The sequence below is a fragment of the Mycobacterium sp. genome, from assembly GCF_039583785.1.
Lineage (GTDB): Bacteria > Actinomycetota > Actinomycetes > Mycobacteriales > Mycobacteriaceae > Mycobacterium.
In genome coordinates this window covers 1-18,368 of sequence record NZ_JAVKSG010000072.1, presented here as the reverse complement: position 1 = coordinate 18,368, position 18,368 = coordinate 1, and the positions used below count along the sequence as shown (strand labels likewise).

The window sequence follows — 18,368 nt, the reverse complement described above, 5'->3', positions numbered from 1 at the left end:
CACTACCAGCCCGCCCACGGCGATCGCCGCATGAGCAGCGATCGAGACAGCAGACTGGCACGAGGAATCCTCGCACTACGGGGAGGACGTCAAATGCAGGTAGCGATCGTGACCGGGGCGACCGGCGGCATCGGATTCGGCTGTGCGACCAAGCTGGCCGAGGCGGGCATGGCCGTGCTGGCCACCGGGCGCAACGAGAAGCGCCTCGCCGAAGTGGCCGCAGCACTGGGCGATCCCAACCGCGTCGGCACTGTGGCAGTCGACCTGACCGACGACGACGGACCCGCCCACGTCGTCGACGCAGCCCTGGAGAAGTGGGGGCATGTCGACTTCCTGGTCAACAACGCCGGCGTGGGGAACCCGACGCCACTGCACGACACCGACGACGAGACCCTGGACTACTTTCTCGACGTGATGTTGCGCGCGCCGTTTCGTCTTACGCGAGAAGTGTTGCCGCACATGGAATCCGGCTCGGCCATCGTCAACATCACCTCGACCTTCGCGGTCGTGGGCGGCCTGCGCGGCGGCCCGTATTCTGCAGCCAAGGGGGGTCTCACCGCGCTGACTCTTCACATCGCCGCCCAGTACGGGGCGCACGGCATCCGCTGCAACGCCGTCGCCCCCGGGGTGATCCAGACCGCGATGACCGAAGAACGCCTGAAAGACCCGCGGTTTCGCCGGATGCAGGTGGAGATGACCCCGCATCAGCGGCTCGGCACCGTCGAGGACGTGGCTGCCACGGTGGCGTTCCTGTGTTCGCCGGGCGGCAGTTTCATCAACGGGCAGACCATCGTGGTCGACGGTGGCTGGAGCACGACGAAGTACCTGTCGAAGTACGCGCTCACCTCGGAATGGACCGCGCCGTGAATCTTCGCGGTCTGCGATTGACGTCACCGTCCTGCGCACCGTCCTGTTGCCGGCCGCCCTCAACCGCATCGGCGATCGTTGGGGCGGTTATCCACAGTCGGCGGTTGATCCACAGGTCGGGCTTTGCGCGGGTTGCCGGTCGCCGATGTGTCGGCGCTGCTTCATAACGTCGAGGCATGGGTTCAGCACTGGGCACCGAGCAGGCACGGGAGCGCATCAGCACCGCTCTCGATGCGATCGACGCTGCCCACGACGTGCTGCGTGAAACGTCGTCATGTCTGGTGGGTAACGACTTTCGGGTCGATGTCGCCGAGCGGCTGGAGACCCAGGACCGCACCAACCGCGGGCTGATGTATCGGTTCTTCGGCTAAATCGCCGATCCGCCCGACGGGAATGCGTCCACCGCGAACATGCGGGCGGCACTGTGGCGCCGGCTGCGTATCACGCCGCACGAGATCACCCGCCGGTTCAAGCTCGCCGCGCGGATCCGGCCGCGCCGTTCGCTGACCGGGCCGCCGGTGGCCCCGGAGCTGCCGGAGTTAGCGGCCGCCGTGGAGGCCGGTGCGGTCGGCGCCGACCACATCCGCGCAGTGTGTCGAGCCCTCGACGTGCTACCGGCGAGTGTTACGCCCACCGACGTGGCGGCCGCCGAACACCGGCTGGTCTGCGAAGCGACCAAACTCGACGCCGGCCTGATCACCCGGCTCGGTGAGCGCATCGCCGACTACCTCAATCCCGACGGCCAATTCAGCGATGACGACAGGGCCCGCCGCCGCGGGCTGCACCTGGGTGGGCAAGGGCCCGACGGCATGTCGCGGCTGACCGGACTACTCGATCCGCAGGCCCGCGCCTACTTCGAGGCCATCGAAGCCGCGGTACGGCCCGGCCGCCACCAACCTGAGGGCACCGATCCCGGCGCGCGCGACGAGCGCACCCCCTCCCAACGCTGCCACGACGCGTTAAAGCTGGGCCTGGAAACCGCGATCGCCTCCGGCGGCCTGGGTACCCACCGCGGCCACCCCGTCACCGTGGTCGTCGCCACCACGTTGGCCGAACTCGACCGCGCCGCCCGCGGCGCCGTCGACCCGTCAGTGCCGATGCCGCCACCCGCGCGCACCGGCGGCGGCTCCTGGCTGCCAATGCGTGACCTTATCCGCATGGCCGCCAACGCAATCCACTACTTGGCGGTGTTCGACAATCACACCGAGCGACCGCTCTATCTGGGTCGCCAGAAACGCATCGCCACCGCCGACCAACGGCTGATCTGCTACGCGCGCGACCGCGGCTGCACCCGCCCCAACTGTCTGGTGTCGGGTTACCGCTGCGAAGTTCATCATTCACCGGACTGGGACCGCGGCGGCCGCACGGACGCCGACAAACTGCACTTCGCCTGCGGCGGCGACCACGGTTGCGCCACCCGCGGCGAACTGCGCACGGTGGTCACCGCCAGCGGACGACTCGGCTGGACCGACGGCATTGGCCCACCGGAAATCAACCACGCCCACCATCCCGACGAACTGCTGCGCGGCGACCCCGACCCACCCGGAGACCTCGACCATTGACTGGAGCGCCGATCCGGAGCCGTCACAGGTGACCACTGATGGCAAATTCGACGACCCTATCCGCGAGGCCACCCCGTCTGAAAGTGGCTGCGGATGCCCGACAGCATCGCGATATGTGCCTTGACCGCTTCCCGCTGAGTCATCGCGGCAAGCGGACGGGGCGCCGCGATTGTCAGCCGCTCGGTCAGACGGGTGCCCGAGTCGATGCGCTCGAAACTTACAGTGCCGTTAAGCCGCACCCGGGGGAACTGGCGCGCCTCGGTGATCACGTCGCCGTGGGCCGGCACATCGAGGCGCGCCCAGTAGGTGATGCGGATCGACAACGGCCCCAATGGAATCCGGTCACACACCCGATAGGTCTTCTGATAGCCACCGGCGATGCGGTCGTGCGAGCGGAGCTCCACAGAAACCACCAGCGGGTGCAGGTCTTTGATGTTGTCGAGGTCGACGTAGAAGTCACGGACCGTATCCGGCGGCGCCGGAATCTCCTCGCTGATCGTCCGCTCGGCGTGGGCGATCCACAGGCTCACGATGGCCTCAGCGGCCGCGGGCCAGCGACTCGAGGAACCCGTTGATGCGGTCGCGGGTCTCCTCCGAGATCCAGCTGGCGCGCACGTCGGCATCTGTGCTGGTGGCTGCTTCTATCGCGGCGCGAACGGGCTTGTGCAGCTGAGCCTTGGTGGCGGCGTACGCGGCCGGCGAATACTGGCCCAGCTCGCGCGCGGTGGCCAACGCCCGGTCGAGCAGCTCGTCCTTGGCGACCACCTCGTCGACCCAACCGCGGACCAACGCTGTGTCGGCGTCGATTGTCTTGGCCTGCAACGCAGCACGGGTCGCCGACGTCCCCATGGCGACACGGCAGATTTCCAGCGCGGCCACCGGGAACGGCACCCCGACGGACAACTCGGTGAGGCCGATCGTCCCGCCGGACATCAGTCGCACGTCGGCGCACATGGCCAGCACACAGCCGCCCGCGATCGCATGCCCGTTGACCGCGGCGACCACCGGTGCGGGGTGGTCGTAGATCGCCAGGAAGGCCTCCGACAGCGCGGCGACGAACCGCTCGACGTAATCCGTACCGCCGTCGGCGAGCGCTCGCAGGTCAACACCCGCGGAGAAGGCCCGGCCGGCGCCAGTGAGGACCACCGGCCCCTCGACGCGTCGCATCGCGTCGGTGATGGCGTTCAGCAGGTCCAGGTCGAGGGCGTTCACCGGGGCGTTGTCGAACCGCAGGATCGTCGCACCGTCAACCGTTTCAACAGCGGTCATGTGTCTCCTTGCCGCGAGCCAGAAACCATGGTCGTGGACTTGCGATTCTTACAGCCCTGACTTCTGCTTCGACGCAGCAGGTCGCCAACCCGCGATGTTCGGCTCAGCCGCTGACAATCTGAACGAGCCAACGGGACGGAGCGGACATGGATCTGGGATTGGCAGGGGCGACACCGTCGACGGCGGGTCGGACTTCGTCTAGCGCTGCCGTCCTCAACGGCGGATCGGCGACGTTTTGCGCTTCGTGACCCTACGGCCACCTCACGGCCCGACGCCTCCTGTCACTGAACTTTCCTGAGGACGCGTTGGAATAGGCTCAGGACATAGTTGACGAGCACATCTGCGACCATCCGGCTCTGACCTGGCATCGAACGGTCTGCAGCGCTGGGATCGGACCTCGCCATCGCCTGCTCATCGCCTGGCATTTGTCTTTAAATATGAGAATTATCCAAGTTTTCCATTGACTAACTACGTGGACGCGGCCTAATTTTAGTGATGTTAATCACTGCTAATTAGCCGACGAGTTTTGTGCCGCTGACATGAACACAGGAGCTTTGAAAATGCATCAGCGCTTGGTACTTGCTGGGTTGGCCGCCACCGGCGGATTGCTGACCACGGCGTTTCTGCAGGTAGCCGTCGCGACCGCCGACGCCCCCATCGCCACCGGCGCGGACGCCTTCACCATCGGCGGCTACACCTTCGACCCGTACATCGCCAGCGGCACCGCGCCGAATGTCACCGACGTCCAAGGCTTCACCCCGGTCGACCAGCTCAGCATCGCGGCGCCGCTACTGCAACTCGGCGGCGGTCAGGCGCTCGGCATCCCTGTCGCCGCGCAGAGCTTCGACGTGTACAGCGCCAGCGGCACCGACCTGGGCAGCATCGACACCAGCGAGACCGTGACCAACCTGCTGGGCCTGACCAACACCGAGTTCACCGTCGACACGGTCACCCCGGCCACCGGAGAGACCACCGCGGCGCTGCCAACGGTGGGATCGGTCTACGACGAGTTCAACCTGGGCAACGGCTACGCCAACGTCTACACGGCCACCCCCGGATCCAGCGGCAGCGTCACCGACACGCTGGTCACGCCCTACGGCAACCAGAACCTGAGCTCGCTGGTCAGCGGGATCGACGCCGCCGCGCCGTTGCTGCCCGGCGACGCCTTCACCGGCCTGGCCGACCCCGCGGTCGGCAAAGACGCGTTCGCGATCAGCAGCACCACCGCCCTGGACCCGTTCACCGGGTCCGGCGCCAACGCGGTCGAGGGCTTCGCCCCGGTCGACTCGCTGGCCAGCTCACCGCCGGTGCTGAACATCAGCGGCGCGCATATTAATTTCGGTAGCGGCTTGAATCTCAACCAGCAAAGCTTCGACGTCTTCAACGGCACCACGGCCAGCGCCACCGACGTCGGGACCATCAACACCAGCGAGGACGTGACGAACCTGTTGGGTGCCACCAACACCGAACTCACCGTCCTCAGTTCCGCCCCGGCCACCGGGGAGACCGCCGCCAACCTGCCGGCCGTCGGAACCGTGTATGACGCGTTCAACCTGGGCAACGGCTACGAGAACGTCTACATTGCCACCCCGGGCACCGGCGGCACCGTCACCGACACCCTGGTCACGCCGTACGGCGACGAAAACCTCAATTCCCTGTTCGGCGGTTTCAACGCCGCGGACCCGGTGAACCCGGGCGACGCCTTCACCGGCCTGCAAAGCGGTGACAGCTCGATCGGCTCAGGCGCGTTCACCATCGACGGCACCACCTTCGATCCCACCAGCACCAGCAGCACCGCCGTCGACGGCTTCACCCAGGTCAGCCCGCTCTTCGGCGCCCCACCACTGCTGGAACTCGCCGGCGGCACGCCCAGCCTGCTCGGCTTATCCTTGCCGCAGGCGACCCAGAACTTCGACATCTACAGCGGCACCGGCGCCAGCGCCACCGACGTCGGGAGTATCACCTCCACCGAAGACGTGACCAACCTGCTGGGCTACACCAACACCGAGTTCACCGTCACAGGTGTGAATGCTGCCAGCGGGGAGACCGCGGCGCTGCCGACCACCGGATCGGTCTACGACGTATTCAACTTCGGCAACGGGTATGAAAACGTCTACACCGCCCTCCCGGGGGCCGGCGGCACCGTCACCGACACCCTGGTGACACCGTTCGGCGACTACGACCTGAGCTCGCTGGTCAGTGGTATCGACGCGGCGTTGCCGCTCGACCCGGGCGCGGCGTTCGACTCGGCAACCACTGCAGCCTCGGCAATCGACCCGCTGGCCTTGCTGGGCCTGTAGGTCTGACCAGCGCTACCGAATATCCCAGGTCCGGGCGGGCCTGGGATATTCGGCGTTTGAGGGTCCATCAATGGCTGGCAAGTGACGTAGACGGGTAATGACGTTAAAGACACACATCGCCATTGCGCTATTGCGTCGTTGCGCTACTACGTCGTTACGCAACCCGGTCCCACGGATTTAAGCATCGGACGCCGAGCGGCTCGAAGTGCCGGATATTGCGGGTCGCGACCACCTTGTTGCCAGCCTCTGCGATCGCGGCGATGACGGCGTCGGCGTACGGGGCGTGCTCGGGTACCCGGTAGCCGGCCACGATGCGGGCGGCTGGCAGGTCGAAGGACAGCACTCGACCCTCGAAGGTGGGCAGTAGCCGGTCCTCAAACCACCTGCGCAGAACCGCGCCTTGAGCCAGGTCCGTCCGTTCCTTGGCAATGACGCCGCGCTCGATCTCGGCGATGGTGTTCGGCCAACGTTGATAGATCGGCTAAATACTTGCTAGGCTAACTAAGTACGTCCCGACTACCTAAGGAGCACGCCATGCCGCGCACCGATAACGACACCTGGGACCTCGCGACCAGCGTTGGAGCAACAGCCACGATGGTTGCCGCGGCCCGGGCCGTCGCCACCAAGGCCGACAACCCCCTGATCAACGACCAGTATGCCGAGCCGCTCGTCCGGGCCGTCGGCGTGGACTTCCTCACCCGATGGGCCGCCGGCGATCTCGACATCGAAGCAGTCGACAGCGACGACTCCACCTGGAAGCTTCAGCAGATGCCCGACGCGATGGCCGTCCGGACCCGCTTTTTCGACGCGTTCTTCACCGACGCGACGCAGGCCGGCATCCGCCAGGCAGTCATTCTCGCCTCGGGTCTCGACGCCCGCGCCTACCGGTTGCAGTGGCCTGCAGGCATGACCGTGTTCGAGGTCGACCAGCCCGAGGTGATCGCATTCAAGACCCAGACGCTGTCCGAGCTAGGTGCGACCCCGACCGCCGAACGTCGCACGGTCGCCATCGACCTGCGCAACGACTGGCCGGCCGCGTTGGCCGAAGCCGGTTTCGACAGCAGCCAACCGACCGCGTGGATCGCCGAGGGATTGCTCGGCTACCTGCCCCCGGAAGCGCAGGACCGCTTGCTGGACAACATCTCCGCGCTCAGCGCCGACGGCAGCCGGCTGGCCACCGAGGCCATCCCGGACATGGCCGACCTCGACCAGGACGCGGCCCGCGAGATGATGCGCAAGGCCACCGACAAGTGGCGTGCGGCCGGATTCGACCTCAACTTCGACGAACTCGGTTACCAGGGCGAACGCAACGACGTCGCCGAGTACCTGGATGGCTTGGGCTGGCGATCAGTCGGCCGGCCGATGGGCGAACTGCTCGCCGAGCACGGGCTTCCGCCGGTGCCGCAAAGCGACTCGGTGTCGATGGCCGACACGATCTACTACACGTCGACCAAGTGACGCAGGCACCGCAGCCACGTTGAGCTGTCGGTTGCCGCCCCGATGTGAACACATCCGACCTCGGGTGAATCCGGACCAATGCGGCACCAGAACGCGTTGTGCTCGACGTCGAAGAGCACGCCGATGGCCGGCGAGTCAATACCGCCCTTAGGCGGTGGGTGCGCCCACGTGAATCGTTTGCACTCGATCGTCCGGGCGGCAGAGGCGACGATCGTTAAGACGGCGCTATCCGTGGCCGTCGTCGTCTGCGGCGTTCAACTTTTCGAGCGATCAACGAGCGAATCACTCCATCGGAAGACGCAGCGCGGTGGATAGACTGGTCGAATCGCACAAAATAGACAAAAGGGCTAGAATGGGTGCGTAAGTATCGAGCAAGGAGACCCATCATGACCCTCTCGTTCCGCAACCGCGACGGCAAGCTGGTCGACGTACCCACGGTGACGGCCAGCCGCCTCAAGAACGAGTTCGGCAGCGTCTTCGAGCAGGCCGCGGCCGATGGGGCCGTAGTGATCACCAAGCACGACACCCCCAGGGCGGTGCTGCTGTCCTACGCCGAGTTCGAGGCGTTGACCGCGTCGACCACTCCTGCGCTCGACGACCTGAGCGATCGGTTCAACGATCTGTTGGCCACCATGCAGACACCGGAGGCCAAGGCCGGGGTCGCCGCGGCATTCGATGCCTCCCCGGAGGAGATGGGCGCTGCTGCGGTGAAGGCGTCGCGCACCGCGTAACGCGGCAAGCCAACGCGACACGTGGTGGGCACGATCGACACACCAGCGCAGATCTATGTGCTGGCCGGCGTCAACGGCGCCGGTAAGAGCAGCGTCGTCGGCGCGACGATCCGCGACAAGGGCGGTGAGTACTACAACCCGGACGAGGCCGCCCGGGCGATCCTCGCGGCCAATCCCGGCCTCAACCAGACCGAGGCGAACGCCGCCGCGTGGACGCAGGGCCGGACACTGTTGCAGCGGGCCCTCGACGAGGGCCTCGATTTCACCTTCGAGACCACACTGGGCGGTAACACCATGCCGGCCTTGCTGGCCGAGGCCGCCGCACGTGGCATCGAGATTCGGCTCTTTTTCGTCGGGCTCGAGAGCCCCGAAGCCCATATCGAACGGGTGCGGCAACGCGTGCGCGGGGGCGGGCACAACATCCCCGAGGCCGCGATCCGCCGACGCTATCGGCACAGCCGCATCAATCTGATCAATCTGCTACCGGTGCTCACCGAACTGCGGATGTACGACAACTCGGCGACCGCCGATCCTGCAACCGGGCAGGCCCCGCAGCCTGTTCTGGTGCTGCACATGCGGCGGGGTCGCATCGTCGGGCCGTCCGATCTGTCCTCGACGCCGGCGTGGGCGCAGCCCATTGTCGCCGCCGCACTGGAACAGTCGCAGAAGACGTGACCGGGGCAACGGATTTGTCGCTGGAATGCGCTGCGCAGGTAGCGATCTCGCGACGTAGCTCACCCAGGTAGTCGGTACCGGGGTGGACCCGGCCGATCGTGACGCGTCGTCGAGCAACGTGCGGCGGCCGCTATGGACTCGACCGATCTCCGACCCGTTCACGGCCGGCGTGAAGGGCTGCCGCCGACACGCTGACCGCTTTCGCGACCAAACCGGTCTGTGCGGTGCTTAGCTGTGGCTTTAGTTTTAGGGGGACGACCGCGCGAAGGAGCCAGTGAGTCCCTTTCCGAATTCGTGTCCCGACCGGGGGTAGTCGGCGCCATCGCCGTCGGGACACTGCTATCTGCCACCGGTCACGCCGCGGCTGACCCGGCGCCCCGACCAGCCAATTGCTCGGCCGCGGACATCGCCGGAGTCGCGGCCGGTGTCGCGACTGCGCTGTCGGCTTACCTTTACACCCATCCGGATGTGAACGGCTTTTACACCGGCCTGCAGGATCAGCCCACGGATCAGATCGGCTCCGAGGTGCAGGACTACTTCAGCACCAACCCCCAGGAAGAAGCGGATCTCGAAGGAATCCGTCAGCCGCTGACCGACATCAGGCAGCGGTGTAGTTGGACACCGCTGCTCGGGCAGGGTGCGGCGTGACTCGCCGGGCGTGGGTTGCCGCGGGGATGGCAATGGTCGCTGTCGCGTCGGGTCTGTTCGGGCTGCCCGGCGGCGCAGCCAACGCCGACGTCTGCGCAAGCGTCGGCAGACGTATTTCGGTGAGCGGATGCAGCAACGTCGCCGACACGATCAACGGCTACGTCCCACCGCCGGCCGACTATGCGCCGCTACCGCAGGACTTCCCGCCGCCGCCTCCCCCAACGCCGCCGGTGAACGTCTGCGTCGGCGTCGGCCGACGAATTCACGTCAGCGGTTGCACGTAGCTTTCTGACACGGCTGGACTCAGGCGTAACACGTACGCTCGTTTACTAACGGGGGATGTCCGCGGTCCCCCCATTCGTCGTAGCTGATGCCGCCGCTGTTGCCCAGGTGGCACTGGCCGACAACGTAGACGTCGCGAAGGGTGATTCATGAGGGTGCCAGGTGTAACCGCGCTGGTCGGCGGAGTCGCCGGTGGAGCCGTGCAGATGTTGCAGGCCGGCGCGCAGAGTGTGGCCAGTGCCGCCGACACCATGCACACGCTGACCGCTCCGGTAGTGGACACCGTGAGCCAGTCGACCGCCCGCATCCTGGGCAACGGCCAGCCGAGAAACGGCAGCAAAGCCACCGCTTCGACGACCGTGCGCTGGCAGGCCGGACGACGGGTCCATCTGGACCTCGACCCGCTGCTGCCGTTCCCGCGCTGGCACGAGCACGCCGCGGTGGTCGAAGGACCGGTTCGAGCCGTCGTGGGTGTTGCCAACGCCCACGTCGAGGGTGCGCTAGGCCGGCTGGTGGTCGAACTCGACGACGAAGCCGACGTCGACGTCGTCCTCGAGACGGTCCGCGACGTGGTGAACTCCGCAGCCTCGGCATTGGTCGCCGAGGGGCGCGAACCGCAGATCCGGATCGCGCCGTTCGCCGACCCCGGTAACCCGCTGGCGGTGCTAGTTCCGCTGACCGCGGCCGCCTTCGACGCGGTGGCGATCGGCGCCGCGGTCACCGGTTGGGTGATCAAGCTGCCCGCCGCGCCGAAGACCACCCGCGCCGCCGCCGCCCTGCTGAAAGATCAGCCGCGAGTGGTGGCGGTGCTCGAATCGCGGTTGGGCCGAGTCGGCACCGACCTCGCGCTCGCCGCGACGTCCGCGGCGGCCAACGGGCTGACCCAGGCGGTCGGCACGCCGCTGCTGGACCTGGTGGGACGCTTCCTGCAGATCTCCGAGGCCGAGGCGCACCGCCGCCGCTGGCGCGACCGCGAGCCGCAGCTGGCCTCCCCCAACCGGCCCCAAGCGCCCGTCGTCCCCGTCATCTCGTCCGCTGGCGTCGCTAAAGTACAAGCACCGCAGCATAATTGGGCGGCAGCATCGGCCGGCGAGGCATCGCACGTGGTGGTCGACGGGTCGATCGACGCCGCCATCGACACCGCGAAAGGATCGATGGCCGGGCCGGTCGAGGACTACGCCGACTCGGCCGCCAACGGCTCACTGATCGCCGCCGCGAGCGCGCTGGTCGCCGGCGGTGGTCCCGAGGACGCCGCCGGTGCGGTGCTGGCCGGCATCCCGAAAGCCGCGCACATGGGCCGCCAATCGTTCGCCGCGGTGCTGGGCCGCGGACTGGCCGACGACGGACAGATGATCCTCGACCCCGGCGCCCTGCGCCGGCTGGACCGGGTGAAGGTCGTCGTCATCGACGGCGCCGCGCTGCGCGGCGACCACCGCGCGGTGCTGCACGCCCGCGGTGACATCACCGGCTGGGACGACGACCGGGTCTACGAGGTCGCCGACGCGCTGCTGCACTCCGAGGAGCCGCCGGAGCCCGACCCTGACGAGTTGCCGGCCAACACCGCGCGACTGCGGTGGCAACGACCGCAGGGACCGTCGGCCACGCCCGCCCAAGGCCTGGAGCACGCCGACCTCGTCGTCGACGGCGAGACGGTCGGGCACGTCGAGGTCGGCTGGGAGGTCGACCCGTTCGCGATCCCGCTGCTGCAGATCGCCAACCGCACCGGTGCCCGCGTCGTGCTGCGGCACGTCGCCGGCACCCAGGACCTGACAGGCAGCGTCGCCGCCAGTCATTCGATCGGCACGCCGCTGCTCAAGCTGGTCCGCGACCTGCGGGCCGACCGCGGGCCGGTGCTGCTGATCACCGCGCTGCACCGCGACTTCGCCTCCACCGACACGCTGGCCGCGCTGGCCATCGCCGACGTCGGTGTCGCGCTGGACGACCCGAAGGCCGCGACGCCGTGGAGCGCCGACATCATCACCGGCACCGATCTGGCCGCCGCGGTGCGCATCTTGTCGGCGTTGCCCGCCGCCCGCGCGGCCAGCGAGTCGTCGGTCAACCTGGCCAAGGGTGGGACCACGCTGGCCGGATTGCTGCTGGTGACCGGTAACCCGCAGGGGCCGACCAACCCGATGGCGCTTCGGCGCTGGCTCAACCCGGTCAACGCCGCCGCGGCCAGCGCGCTGGTGTCCGGGGCGTTCGCGGCCACCAGGGTGCTGCGCCAACCCGATCCGACGCCGCAGCCGCTCACCGCGTGGCACGCCCTCGACCCGGAGATCGTCTACGCCCGACTGGCCGGCCGGGCTCTGCCACTGGCCATCGAGACCGGCATGCCGGGCTGGCGACGCGTTCTTTCGGACCTGTCCGACAGCCCGTTGGTCTCGCCGCTGCGCGGGCCGGCGCGTCAGGCCGGCCAGCTGCTGTCCGCGACCCGGGCCGAACTGTCCGATCCGCTCACCCCGATCCTGGCCGTCGGCGCCGCCGCCTCGGCGATCCTGGGCAGCAACGTCGACGCGTTTCTGGTCGGTGGAGTGATGGCCGTCAACGCGCTGATCGGAGGATCGCAGCGACTGCGCGCCGAGGCAGCAGCCGCCGAACTCTTCGCCGAGCAGGACCAGTTCGCGCGTCGGGTGGTCATCCCGACCGTGGCGACGGCGCGGCGCCGGCTGGAGGCGGCGCGCAACGCCGAACGTCTGGTCACCGTGACGGCGAGTGCGCTGCGTCCCGGCGACGTCATCGACCTGGTGGCGCCCGACGTGGTACCCGCCGACGCCCGGCTACTGGTGGCCGAGGATCTCGAAGTCGACGAATCGCTGCTGACCGGTGAGTCGTTGCCGGTCGACAAGCAGGTCGATCCGGTCGCAGCCGCCGACACCGAACGGGCCAGCATGCTGTTCGAGGGCAGCACGATCGTCGCGGGCCACGCCCGGGCGATCGTGGTGGCCACCGGGGTGGGCACCGCCGCGCACCGGGCGATCTCGGCCGTCATCGACGTCGAGTCGTCGGCCGGTGTGCAGGCCCGGCTGCGTGAGCTGACCGCCAAGGTGTTGCCGCTGACCCTGGCCGGCGGCGCCGCGGTGTCGGGTCTGGCTCTGCTGCGCCGGGCCACCCTGCGCCAAGCGGTCGCCGACGGCGTCGCGATCGCGGTGGCCGCCGTGCCGGAGGGTCTGCCGTTGGTGGCGACGCTGTCTCAGCTGGCCGCCGCGCAGCGGCTGTCGACGCGTGGCGTGCTGGTCCGCGCTCCGCGGACCATCGAGGCGCTGGGCCGCGTCGACACGGTCTGCTTCGACAAGACCGGCACGCTCACCGAAAACCGCCTGCGCCTTGTGCTTTCGGTGCCGGCCGGGACCAGCCCGCAGGGTCCGCTCCCCGGCACCGCCGACCCGGAGGCCACCGCCGTCCTACGGGCCGCCGCCCGCGCGTCGTCGCAACCTGACGAGGCGCAAGGCCACGCGCACGCCACCGACGAGGCGATCCTCAAAGCCGCCGAATCCCATGCCGGTAACAGCGATCCGGAATGGGACTTGCTCGCCGAGGTTCCGTTCGAGTCCAGCCGTGGCTTCGCCGCCTCGATCGGCACCCTCGCCGCGAATCCCACCCAACCCGTGCTGATGCTCAAGGGCGCTCCCGAAGTGGTCCTGCCGCGCTGCCGGTTCACCGACCCGCAGGCCGACCTGGATCATGCGGAATCGGTGGTGCACAACCTCGCCGAACAGGGGTTGCGGGTACTGGCCGTCGCGAAGGGCTCCTGGAAGCGCAGCACCGACGACGAGAACACCGACGCTGACGCCGTCGATGCGGCCGCACACGATCTGGAGCTGATCGGCTACGTCGGCCTGGCCGACACCGCCCGCCCGTCGGCCCGCCCGCTGATCGAAGCCTTGGTCGAAGCGAATCGCGACGTCGTGCTGATCACCGGCGACCACCCGGTGACCGCGCGGGCGATCGCCCGTCAGCTGGGTCTGCCCGAAGGCGCGCGGGTGGTCACCGGCTCCGAACTCAACGGCCTCGACGAGGACGCCGCGGCCAAGCTCGTCGCCGACGTGCAGGTGTTCGCCCGGGTCAGCCCGGAGCAGAAGGTGCAGATCGTCGGTGCCCTGCAACGCTGCGGACGAGTGACGGCGATGGTCGGCGACGGCGCCAACGACGCTGCCGCGATCCGGATGGCCGACGTGGGCATCGGGGTCAGCGGGCGCGGCTCGTCAGCCGCCCGGGGCGCCGCGGACATGGTGCTGACCGACGACGACCTGGGCGTCCTGCTCGACACCCTGGTCGAGGGGCGCGGCATGTGGGCCGGCGTGCGGGACGCGGTGACGATCCTGGTCGGCGGCAACGTCGGCGAGGTGCTGTTCACCATCATCGGCACGGCCCTGGGTAGCGGGCGGGCGCCGATCGGAACCCGGCAACTGCTGTTGGTGAATCTGCTGACCGACATGTTCCCGGCGCTCGCGGTTGCCGTCACCCCGCAATTCGAGGAAGCCGACGCCGACGAGTACGACACCGACGAGGAGGCCCTCGAAGCGCGCCGCGCCTATCAGCTCTCGGTGCTGACCGGGCCGACGCCGTCGCTGGACGTCGAGCTGATGCGCCGAATCGTCACCCGCGGCGCCGTCACCGCCATCGGCGCGACCTCGGCGTGGGCCATCGGGCGCTGGACGCCGGGCACCGAAAGGCGCACGTCGACCATGGGACTGACCGCGCTGGTGACGACGCAGCTGGCGCAGACGCTGCTCACCCGCCGACACAGCCCGCTGGTGGTGGCGACGGCGCTGGGCAGCTCGGCGGTGCTGGTCGCGATCGTCCAGACCCCGGGCATCAGCCACTTCTTCGGCTGCACGCCGCTCGGACCGGTCGCCTGGACCGGCGTCGCCGGAGCGACCGCGGCCGCCACCGGGCTGTCGGTGCTCGCACCCCACTGGTTGGCCAGAACCGCCGGAATCGTCCAGCCCGAACTGGCAGAGGCCACGGCCGGCCGCTAATCGGGCGGCAAATTCGCGTTTCGGCGTCCAGCGGCGGACACTGCCCGCAAGATTATGGGTGCGAGATTGCCGAGACCAAGAAGGAAGTTCGATGGCCGAGACGAGTGTTAGCCCAAGCCGGACGTCCAATCTGGCGCAGCTGTTTTTGCGGCGCGTCGAGAAGTCCGGCGACCACGAGGCGTTTCGCTTCCCCGAGGACGGCGGCTGGACCTCGGTCACCTGGAATCAGACCGCCGAACGGGTCGAAGCGCTGGCGGCGGGGCTGCTGTCGCTCGGCGTCGAGCCCGAGGACCGGGTCGGCATCGCCTCGGCCACCAGGCTGGAGTGGATCCTCGCCGATCTGGCGATCTTGTGCGCCGGCGCCGCGACGACCACCGTCTACCCCAGCACCAACGCCAACGACACCGCCTACATCCTGGCCGACTCCGGCTCCACGATCGTCTTCGCCGAAGACGCCACCCAGCTCGAGAAGCTCTCCGAGCGGCGCAGCGAGCTGTCCAACCTGACCAAGGTCGTCCTGATCGACGGAACCTCGGACGACGACTGGGTGATCACCCTGGACGACCTCGCCGAAGCGGGCACGAAATACCTTGCCGAGCATGCCGATTGCGTGCGGAAAGCCGTCGAGGACATCGCATCCGAGCAGTTGGCGACGCTGATCTACACCTCCGGGACCACTGGCAAGCCGAAGGGCGTACGGCTGCCGCACAAATCCTGGGTCTATACCGGCAACGTGATCGCCGGCATGGGCCTGCTCGACGAAAGCGACCTGCAACTGCTGTGGCTGCCGCTGGCCCACGCCTTCGGCAAGGTGCTGATCGCCACCCAGGTGGCGTGCGGTTTCGCCACCGCGATCGACGGTCGCGTCGACAAGATCGTGGAGAACTGCGGCGTGGTCAAACCGACCTTCATGGGCGCCGCGCCGCGCATCTTCGAGAAGGCCTACAACAAGATCGTCACGCAACAGAAGGGCGCCAAGGCCGTCCTGTTCAACCGGGCTTTCACGGTGGGCAAGGAGGTGGCCCGCCGGCGCCGCGAAGGCACGTTCGTCGGGCCACATCTGGCGGTGCAGCAGCGGCTGTTCGACCAGTTGGTGTTCGCCAAGATTCGCGACGTGTTCGGCGGGCGGATCCGGTTCTTCATATCGGGTTCGGCGCCGCTGAACCGGGACGTCGCCGAGTGGTTCGAGGCCGCCGGTGTGCTGGTGCTGGAGGGCTACGGGCTCACCGAGTCGTCCGGCGCGGGGTTCATCAACCGGCCGGACAACTACAAGCTCGGCACCGTCGGCCTGCCGTTCGAGGGCACCGAGGTCCGCATCAGCGATGCCGGCGAGGTGCAGTTCCGCAGCGACTGCGTGATGGCGGGCTACCACCACCTCGACGACGCCACCGCCCAATCGCTGAAGGACGGCTGGCTGTCCACCGGGGATCAGGGCAAGCTCGACGACGACGGTTTCCTGTCGATCACCGGCCGGATCAAGGAGCTGTTCAAGTTGTCCAACGGCAAGTACGTCGCGCCGCCGGCGATCGAGGCGAAGTTCGCCACGCTGTGCCCGTACGCCAGCCAGTTCATGGTGTTCGGCGAGGGCAAGAACTTCGCCGCCGCACTGCTGACCCTCGATGAGGACTCGATCAGCGGTTGGGCCAAAGACCACGGGCTGCAAGGTAAGTCGTATGAAGAGCTGACGAAATCCGATGCCGTGCACGAGATGATCTCCGAGCACGTCAACAAGCTGAACGCCAGCCTGAACCGGTGGGAGACCATCAAGAAGTGGGCGGTGCTCGACCATGACCTCTCCGTCGACGGCGGTCAGTTGACGCCGTCGCTGAAGGTGAAGCGCGGCGTGGTCGCCGAGCAGAACAAGGAGACCCTGGATGGCTTCTACTCCTGAGCCGGTCGCCGAGGAGTCGGTGCACTGGTCTGGAGTATCCGTCCGCGCGGGTCGCGATGCGCTCACGCCGACATGTAGATGGTGCTGCGCACGCATACCTGAGACACCAACTCGGTAAAAAGCTTTCAGCTCAGCTACACGACGCGATGGTACTGCTGGCGGTCGTGCGCGCTAGCAAAGACGGAATCGCGCGGACGCACCGCCGGTCACCGCTGCCCATTAGACTGCTAAGCGTAGCTAACCCGCGGAAATACAATGCAGTGCAGCGTCGGCGAGAACTGTGCGATGCTGCACTGGAGTTGCTGGCTAACGACGGTGCGCGCGGACTCAGTCATCCGAAGGTCGATCGGCACGCGGGGATGCCGGCAGGCACCACGTCTGCCTACTACCGCACCCGAAAAGCACTACTTATCGGTGCGGCCCAACGCATGAGCGACCTCGACGCAGCCGATCTCACACGCATGGCCGAACTCACCGACAGTCATGACCGGCGATTCTCAGGAACACTAGGGTTGGCCACAATGATCGTGATGACGGGCCAACCGCCTTGGCTCACCCGCACCAAAGCTCGACACGAGCTGGTCGCACTTGCCGGACGCGACCCAGACTTCGCACACACTATCGGCGAAATCGCGGAACGGTTTGAAGCTTTGCAGCGCGCACTGATCATCCAGTGGCAACCCGCTGGCACCGATCTCGACCCAGCGCTAATCGAAGACCAAACCTTCGCCGTCAGCCGTTTCATAAGTGGTGTCATGGGCGATTTCGTTCGCAACGGTGAGACCACCTACGACGTGGCGCAACTTGACTCAATGATCCAAGCGATCCTTAATGGGATCCGCGACAGTTGGCATTGACGGCGCCGAGCTGGCAGCCGAAGCCAATCGGGAAATGTTCTATTTTTTTAGAGAAAAGCTGACGGATGCGGCCCTTCCTGGTTACGATCACCGCGAAAGAACGAGATGCGGGGCCGCAGCACGCTAGCAGCGCGTCGGCGAGAGAAGCCAACGTGATCCGAGCCGACAGTTGTGGTTGCTCGGCCCCCAGGACAGGTGCGCTTTTGGCGACCTGCAGGAATTGGATGAGGTTTGTCGTGCGGAAGAGTCTTCGCGTAATCGTGCCAGTTCTCGGTGCGACCGGTGTTTCGGTCGCCCTCTCTATGTCGGCCCACGCCAACGGCGACATGAGTGATCCATTGTCGGACAGCACCAACGCGATCTTCCTCGGCGGCACTGCCGAACCGACACCATCGACGGCCTACGTGGACGCCGCCGAGTCGCTGTTTCTGAAGCCGTTGGGGTTCGCCGATGCCGCGTCCATCTGCGACATGGTGGGAACCGCGCCGTGCGACGCGCCGTTGCAAGTACTGACGACGCCGGAAGTGTTCGAGTTCGGCCCAAGCAGCCTTCAGGACGAGACGGACATCATCAGTGCGGTGGAAGCTGAATACGCCGCGGGGGACATGAGTGCCTCAGATCCGCTGACGGTGTTCGCCTACTCGCAGAGCGTCATCGCTGCTTCGGCGGCCGAGAAAGTGCTTTCGGCCACGATCCCTCAGGATGACCTGCATTTCGTGTTCATCGGCGACCCGAGCGACGTGAACGGGATAGCCACCAACATCTACGGCGACTTGGTCCAGTTGTTCGGCGGCGGTACAACCGGGACGACTCTGACGAATGACATTCTCACCGCGATCAACGAAGACC

The 18,368-nt window shown here is 67.4% G+C and carries 14 protein-coding genes and 1 pseudogene; 12 read left to right on the top strand and 3 right to left on the bottom strand.

From position 1 onward, the window contains the following. The first annotated feature begins 93 nt into the window (after positions 1–93). Entirely contained in the window at positions 94–867 is a 774-nt protein-coding gene (locus ABDV69_RS17410) for an SDR family oxidoreductase (RefSeq protein WP_343576576.1), read from the top strand. A gap of 176 nt (positions 868–1,043) precedes the next feature. Next, positions 1,044–2,429: pseudogene (locus ABDV69_RS17405) on the top strand (13E12 repeat family protein). A 56-nt stretch (positions 2,430–2,485) separates the two neighbouring features. Here ABDV69_RS17405 and ABDV69_RS17400 read toward each other — a convergent pair. Further along, positions 2,486–2,959: an SRPBCC family protein gene (locus tag ABDV69_RS17400; protein ID WP_343576574.1), complete on the bottom strand. Its 474-nt coding sequence runs from the start codon at positions 2,957–2,959 to the stop codon at positions 2,486–2,488. A gap of 7 nt (positions 2,960–2,966) precedes the next feature. Then, positions 2,967–3,698, bottom strand: coding sequence for an enoyl-CoA hydratase/isomerase family protein (locus ABDV69_RS17395; RefSeq protein WP_343576572.1), 732 nt, complete (start codon positions 3,696–3,698; stop codon positions 2,967–2,969). 560 nt (positions 3,699–4,258) lie between these two features. On the opposite strand from ABDV69_RS17395, the gene ABDV69_RS17390 reads away from it, so the two are divergent. Further along, entirely contained in the window at positions 4,259–5,998 is a 1,740-nt protein-coding gene (locus ABDV69_RS17390; RefSeq protein ID WP_343576570.1) for a hypothetical protein, read from the top strand. A 154-nt stretch (positions 5,999–6,152) separates the two neighbouring features. On the opposite strand, the gene ABDV69_RS17385 is transcribed toward ABDV69_RS17390, so the two are convergent. Continuing rightward, positions 6,153–6,341, bottom strand: a complete 189-nt coding sequence (locus ABDV69_RS17385) for a hypothetical protein (RefSeq protein WP_343576568.1) — start codon at positions 6,339–6,341, stop codon at positions 6,153–6,155. A 191-nt stretch (positions 6,342–6,532) separates the two neighbouring features. Between ABDV69_RS17385 and ABDV69_RS17380 the strand changes: the two genes are divergently transcribed. The 9 genes from ABDV69_RS17380 to ABDV69_RS17340 all read left to right on the top strand — a co-directional run. Then, positions 6,533–7,456 carry a class I SAM-dependent methyltransferase gene (locus tag ABDV69_RS17380; RefSeq protein WP_343576566.1) on the top strand — a complete coding sequence of 308 codons (924 nt, stop codon included), beginning with the start codon at positions 6,533–6,535 and terminating at the stop codon, positions 7,454–7,456. 383 nt (positions 7,457–7,839) lie between these two features. Then, the gene (locus tag ABDV69_RS17375) at positions 7,840–8,187 is read left to right on the top strand and encodes a type II toxin-antitoxin system Phd/YefM family antitoxin (RefSeq protein WP_343576580.1); all 348 of its coding nucleotides are present in this window, start codon (positions 7,840–7,842) and stop codon (positions 8,185–8,187) included. Between the two features lie 57 nt (positions 8,188–8,244). Then, on the top strand, positions 8,245–8,862 hold the full coding sequence (locus tag ABDV69_RS17370; protein WP_343576578.1) for a zeta toxin family protein: 618 nt from the start codon (positions 8,245–8,247) through the stop codon (positions 8,860–8,862). Between the two features lie 294 nt (positions 8,863–9,156). Continuing rightward, positions 9,157–9,510 carry a heme-binding protein gene (locus ABDV69_RS17365; protein WP_343576564.1) on the top strand — a complete coding sequence of 118 codons (354 nt, stop codon included), beginning with the start codon at positions 9,157–9,159 and terminating at the stop codon, positions 9,508–9,510. Positions 9,511–9,536: 26 nt separating this feature from the next. Continuing rightward, entirely contained in the window at positions 9,537–9,794 is a 258-nt protein-coding gene (locus ABDV69_RS17360; RefSeq protein ID WP_343576577.1) for a hypothetical protein, read from the top strand. Positions 9,795–9,941: 147 nt separating this feature from the next. Then, positions 9,942–14,771 carry a cation-translocating P-type ATPase gene (locus tag ABDV69_RS17355; protein ID WP_343576562.1) on the top strand — a complete coding sequence of 1,610 codons (4,830 nt, stop codon included), beginning with the start codon at positions 9,942–9,944 and terminating at the stop codon, positions 14,769–14,771. 91 nt (positions 14,772–14,862) lie between these two features. Further along, positions 14,863–16,662 carry an AMP-dependent synthetase/ligase gene (locus tag ABDV69_RS17350; protein WP_343576561.1) on the top strand — a complete coding sequence of 600 codons (1,800 nt, stop codon included), beginning with the start codon at positions 14,863–14,865 and terminating at the stop codon, positions 16,660–16,662. A gap of 428 nt (positions 16,663–17,090) precedes the next feature. Further along, positions 17,091–17,519: a TetR family transcriptional regulator gene (locus ABDV69_RS17345; protein ID WP_343576560.1), complete on the top strand. Its 429-nt coding sequence runs from the start codon at positions 17,091–17,093 to the stop codon at positions 17,517–17,519. 65 nt (positions 17,520–17,584) lie between these two features. Beyond that, a partial coding sequence (locus ABDV69_RS17340) for a PE-PPE domain-containing protein (protein WP_343576558.1) occupies positions 17,585–18,368 on the top strand: 784 nt, incomplete at its 3' end.

Excerpts from the sequence above, each read along its gene's own strand:
- ABDV69_RS17410 (WP_343576576.1), top strand. The coding sequence starts at position 94 with ATGCAGGTAGCGATCGTGACCGGGGCGACCGGCGGCATCGGATTCGGC.
- ABDV69_RS17395 (WP_343576572.1), bottom strand. The coding sequence starts at position 3,698 with ATGACCGCTGTTGAAACGGTTGACGGTGCGACGATCCTGCGGTTCGAC.
- ABDV69_RS17390 (WP_343576570.1), top strand. The coding sequence starts at position 4,259 with ATGCATCAGCGCTTGGTACTTGCTGGGTTGGCCGCCACCGGCGGATTG.
- ABDV69_RS17380 (WP_343576566.1), top strand. The coding sequence starts at position 6,533 with ATGCCGCGCACCGATAACGACACCTGGGACCTCGCGACCAGCGTTGGA.
- ABDV69_RS17360 (WP_343576577.1), top strand. The coding sequence starts at position 9,537 with ATGGCAATGGTCGCTGTCGCGTCGGGTCTGTTCGGGCTGCCCGGCGGC.
- ABDV69_RS17355 (WP_343576562.1), top strand. The coding sequence starts at position 9,942 with ATGAGGGTGCCAGGTGTAACCGCGCTGGTCGGCGGAGTCGCCGGTGGA.
- ABDV69_RS17350 (WP_343576561.1), top strand. The coding sequence starts at position 14,863 with ATGGCCGAGACGAGTGTTAGCCCAAGCCGGACGTCCAATCTGGCGCAG.
- ABDV69_RS17345 (WP_343576560.1), top strand. The coding sequence starts at position 17,091 with ATGAGCGACCTCGACGCAGCCGATCTCACACGCATGGCCGAACTCACC.